The organism is Streptomyces sp. NPDC018019, from assembly GCF_044327805.1.
GTDB lineage: Bacteria > Actinomycetota > Actinomycetes > Streptomycetales > Streptomycetaceae > Streptomyces.
In genome coordinates this window covers 1-4,856 of record NZ_JBIRGD010000070.1, presented here as the reverse complement: position 1 = coordinate 4,856, position 4,856 = coordinate 1, and the positions used below count along the sequence as shown (strand labels likewise).

Below are 4,856 nucleotides of genomic sequence, written 5' to 3'. Positions count from 1 at the left end.
ATCGCGCCGCCCGCCGGCAGCGCCTGCATCAACCGCGCCCGGGCCGCCACCAGCACACACGCATCCGCCAGCGACAACACCCCGGCCACATGCGCGGCGGCGATCTCGCCGATCGAGTGACCGGCCACAAAGTCCGGGCGGATGCCCAGGGACTCGGCCAGCCGGAACAGCGCCACCTCGACCGCGAACAGCGCAGGCTGCGTGAACCCGGTCTCGTCCAGACCCTCCGCGTCGCCGAAGATCACATCCCGCAGACCGGCGTCGAAGTGCCCCAGCACCTCGTCCAGCGCCTCGGCGAACACCGGGAACCGGCCGTACAACTCCCGGCCCATCCCGGCCCGCTGCGCACCCTGACCCGAGAACAGCACCGCGAACTGCCCCGCCGTGTCCTGGGCGAGGCCGCGTGCGACCTCGACGGTCCCGTCGTCCTCGGCCAGGAGCACCGCACGGCGTTCCAGGTGTGCGCGGGTGGTCGCCAGTGAGAAGCCCACGTCGACCGGCGACCGGCCGGTCAGCGCGGTGATCTGCGCGAGCTGTTCGGTCAGGGCGTCCTCGGACCGCGCGGAGACCGGCCACGGGACGGTCGAGGGCACGACCGGCGGCGCGGTCTGCGGGCCTTCCCCGTCCTCGGCGTCGGACTCCTCCGCGGCCGGGGCCTGCTCGATGATGACGTGGGCGTTGGTGCCGCTGATCCCGAACGACGACACGCCCGCGCGCCACGGCCGGCCGGTCTTCGGCCACTCCTGGGGCTCCGTCAGCAGTTCCACCGCGCCGGACGACCAGTCCACATGCGACGACGGAGCGTCCACGTGCAACGTCTGCGGCAGCACACCGTTCCGCATGGCCAGGACCACCTTGATGATCCCCGCCACGCCGGCCGCCGCCTGCGTATGGCCCAGGTTCGACTTCACCGACCCGAGCAGCAACGGCCGCTCGGGGTCACGGCCCTGCCCGTACGTGGCCAGCAACGCCTGCGCCTCGATGGGATCGCCCAGGGTGGTGCCGGTGCCGTGTGCCTCGACGGCGTCCACGTCACCGGTCGACAGACCGGCGCTCGCGAGAGCCTGCTCGATCACCCGCTGCTGGGCCGGGCCGTTGGGCGCCGTCAGGCCGTTGGAGGCGCCGTCCTGGTTGACGGCCGAGCCCCGCACGACGGCGAGGATCTCGTGTCCGTTGCGGCGGGCATCGGACAGGCGCTCCAGCACCAGGACGCCCGCGCCCTCGGACCAGCCGGTGCCGTCGGCCGCGTCGGCGAACGCCTTGCACCGGCCGTCCGCCGCCAGCCCGCCCTGCCGGCTGAATCCCGCGAAGCTCATCGGCGACGACAACACCGTCACGCCCCCGGCCAGGGCGAGCGAGCACTCGCCGGACTGCAGCGCGTGGGCCGCCAGGTGCAGGGAGACGAGCGAGGAGGAGCAGGCCGTGTCGACGGTGAGCGCCGGGCCCTCCAGGCCGAAGGTGTACGAGAGCCGGCCGGACAGGACGCTGCCCGCGAGGCCGGTGCTGCCGTGGCCCTCGACGTCCTCACGGGAGGTGAGCACGACGTTGGTGTAGTCGACGCCGTTCGTACCGACGAAGACCCCGGTTTCGGTGCCGCGCAGGGAGTGGGGGTCGATTCCGGCGCGTTCGAGCGCTTCCCAGGAGGTCTCCAGCAGGATGCGCTGCTGAGGGTCCATGGCCACGGCCTCGCGGGGCGAGATGCCGAAGAAGGACGCGTCGAATCCGGCGGCGTCCACGAAGCCGCCTTCGGCCGTGGTGCTGCTGCCGTTCCCGTCACCGGTGAGGAGGTCCAGGTTCCAGCCGCGGTCCGCGGGGAACGCGGAGATGCCGTCGCGTCCGTCGCTCAGCATCTGCCAAAGCTCTTCGGGCGAGCGCACCCCGCCCGGCAGCCGGCAGGACATCCCGACGATGGCTATCGGTTCCTGCCTGGCGGACTCGGCCTCCCGAAGCCTTTGGCGGGTCTGGTGCAGATCGGCCGTGACCCACTTCAGGTAGTCAACGAGCTCGTTGTCGTTCGGCATGGCGAGGAACCTTCCGTGTCAATAAGGGGGCCGGACTCAGCGGTCGCTGTGCCGCCCGAGTTCGTTGTCGATGAAGGCGAAGATCTCATCGGTGCTGGCGGTCTCGATCCGCTCGGCGACCCCGGCGCCGCTCTCCTCGGCCCCGGTCCCCCGCCACCTGTCCAGGAGGTGCGACAGACGGCCGGCGACGGCGGCGCGGGTACGGGCGTCGGGGGCGCCGGCGGCGAGGACGGAGTCGAGGCGTTCGAGCTCCGCGAGGAGGTCCGGGCCCGTGGCGGACCGGCCTTCGTCCACGAGCCGGGGGACGAGGTGCTCGGCGAGCGCGGTCGGACTGGGGTAGTCGAAGACGAGGGTGGCGGTCAGCCGCAGGCCCGTGGCGGTGCTGAGCCGGTTGCGAAGTTCGACGGCGGTCAGCGAGTCGAAGCCCAGGTCGTGGAAGCCCCGCCGGGCATCGACCGCCTGGGCGGAGGCATGCCCGAGCACGGCGGCGGCCTCGGTCCGTACCAGGTCGGTGAGCAGGCGCGTACGGTCCTCCGCCCGCGCCTCACGCAGCCGGCGGGCGAGCGTGGCGGCCGCTTCGGCGCCGGCCGTGGCGCTCGCGGCCGTACGCCGGGCGCCCTTGATCAGCCCGCGGAGCACCGGCGGTACGGTGCCGCGGACCCGGGTGCCCGTGGCGACCGGGCCGACCGCGACGAGGAAGGGCTCGTCCGTCGCGGTGGCGGCGTCGAACAGCGCCACACCCTGCTCGGCGGTCAGCGGCGGCACTCCGGTCGCCGAGATCCGCCGCAGGTCCGCCTCGGAGAGGGTGCCCGTCATTCCGCTCGACTGCGCCCACGCGCCCCAGGCGAGGGACTGGGCGGGCAGGCCCCGGGCGGCGCGGTGCCTGGCCAGGGCGTCGAGGAAGACGTTGCCCGCGGCGTAGTTGCCCTGGCCGGCGCCGCCGATGACGCCGGAGACCGAGGAGAAGACGACGAAGGCGGCGAGGTCCATCCCCCGGGTGAGGTCGTGCAGGTGCCAGGCCGCGTCCACCTTCGGGCGCAGTACACCCGACAGCCGCTCGGCGGTCAGCGAGGTGACCACGCCGTCGTCGAGCACACCGGCCGCGTGGACCACCGCGGTCAGCGGATGCGCGAGGGAGTCCAGCAGCCGCCCGAGCGCGGCCCGGTCGGCGGTGTCGCAGGCCGCGACCGTCACGTCGGCGCCGAGCGCGGTCAGTTCCGCACGCAGCTCCGCGGCTCCCGGCGCGGCCTCGCCGCTGCGGCTCGCCAGCACGAGGTGCCTGGCGCCGCGCTCGGCCACGAGGTGCCGGGCCAGGAGGCCGCCCAGGCCGCCCGTACCGCCGGTGATCAGCGTCGTGCCGTCCGGGTCCCAGGTGGCGGGGCGGGGCGTGCCGTCGTGCGGTGCGGCCGTCCGGGCCAGCCTTCCCACGTGCACCGTGCCGTCGCGTACGACGAACTGGGCGTCGCCGGTGGCGAGCAGGCCCGGGAGACGGGGCAGCAGGTCCGGGAGGGCCGGGTCCGGCGCGTCCACCAGGACGAACCGGTCCGGGTTCTCCGACTGTGCCGATCCCACCAGTCCCCACACCGCCGCGGCGGCCAGGTCTTCGCCGGACGGCGCGCCGCGGGTCACGAACACCAGCCGGGAAGCGGCGAACCGCTCCTCCGCGAGCCACTCCTGCATCAGCTCGAGCACCCGGGCGGTCAGTTCGTGCACCGCGTCCGGGGCTTCGGCGCCCGCGCCCGACACCGGGACCACGACCAGGTCGGGGACGTCCGCCAGTGCCGCCGGTCCGTCGGCGCCGAGCGTCACGCTCGTCACCTCTCCGTCGGCCGGCACCTCCGCTGCCGCGGTCCAGTCCAGCCGCAGCAACGCGCCCGGTGCGGCGTCCTGGTGGTGAGCCGGCTGCCGGAGGGGCTTCCTGGCGTCCAGGACCAGTGAGTCCGCCGAGAGGACGGGCGCGCCCGCGGTGTCCGCCACGGTGACGGAGAAGGTGTCCCGGCCGGTGCGCACGAGGCGTATCCGCGCCGCCGACGCCCCGGTGGCGTGCAGGGTGACCCCGTTCCAGGCCGAGGGCTCGCGGTCGCCGTCGCCTCCGGCCGCCTGTACCACCGCTTCCAGCAGCGCCGGGTGCAGGCCGAAGTCCGCCGCGTCCGACACCTCCTCGGGCAGCACGGCCTCGGCGAAGGTCTCGTCACCGCGGTGCCACAGGGCGCGGACGGTCCGGAACCACGGGCTGTCCTCGACGTCCTCGGCCTCATCCGCCGGGGTCGCCGCTTCGGCACCGCTCGGCGGCCATACCGAGAACTCCGGTGTGGCTTCGGCTGCCGGGTTTCCGGTGCTCAGCGTGCCGTCGGCGTGGTCCGTCCACGGCTGGTCGGCCCCGTCCGCGGCCCGCGAGGAGATGCGTACCGTGCGCGTGCCGTCCGCGTCCGGGGCCCCGACCCGTACCTGAAGGAGCACGGCGTCGTCCTCGGCCAGTACGAGTGGCTCGGTGAGGGCGAGGGTGCCGACGCGGTCGCAGCCGGCCTGGTCGCCCGCGTGGACGGCCAGTTCAAGGAACCCCGCGGAGGGGAAGACGTACGCCCCGTCCACGACGTGCTCCAGCAGCCAGGGGTGGGTCCGTGTCGACAGCCTGCCCGTGAGCAGCAGCCCGTCCGCGTCCGGCAGCGGCACCGCCGCGCCCAGCAGGGGGTGTCGTACGGGCAGCAGCCCGGCGGCGGTCACGTCACCGGCCGACGCGGCGGGCCTGGGCCAGTACCGCCGGTGCTGGAAAGGATAGGTGGGCAGGTCCACGCGGCGGGCGCCGGTACCGTCGAAGACTCCGGACCAGTCCAC

At 74.3% G+C, this 4,856-nt stretch carries 2 protein-coding genes; both read right to left on the bottom strand.

Annotation, left to right across the window (positions count from 1 at the left end; translation table 11 throughout):
* Positions 1 to 2,021 (bottom strand): type I polyketide synthase (locus tag ACH4FX_RS43115; RefSeq protein WP_398487380.1); only part of this gene is annotated, 2,021 nt, incomplete at its 3' end.
* Between the two features lie 36 nt (positions 2,022 to 2,057).
* The coding region (locus tag ACH4FX_RS43110; protein ID WP_398487379.1) for a type I polyketide synthase at positions 2,058 to 4,856 on the bottom strand (2,799 nt) is incomplete at its 5' end.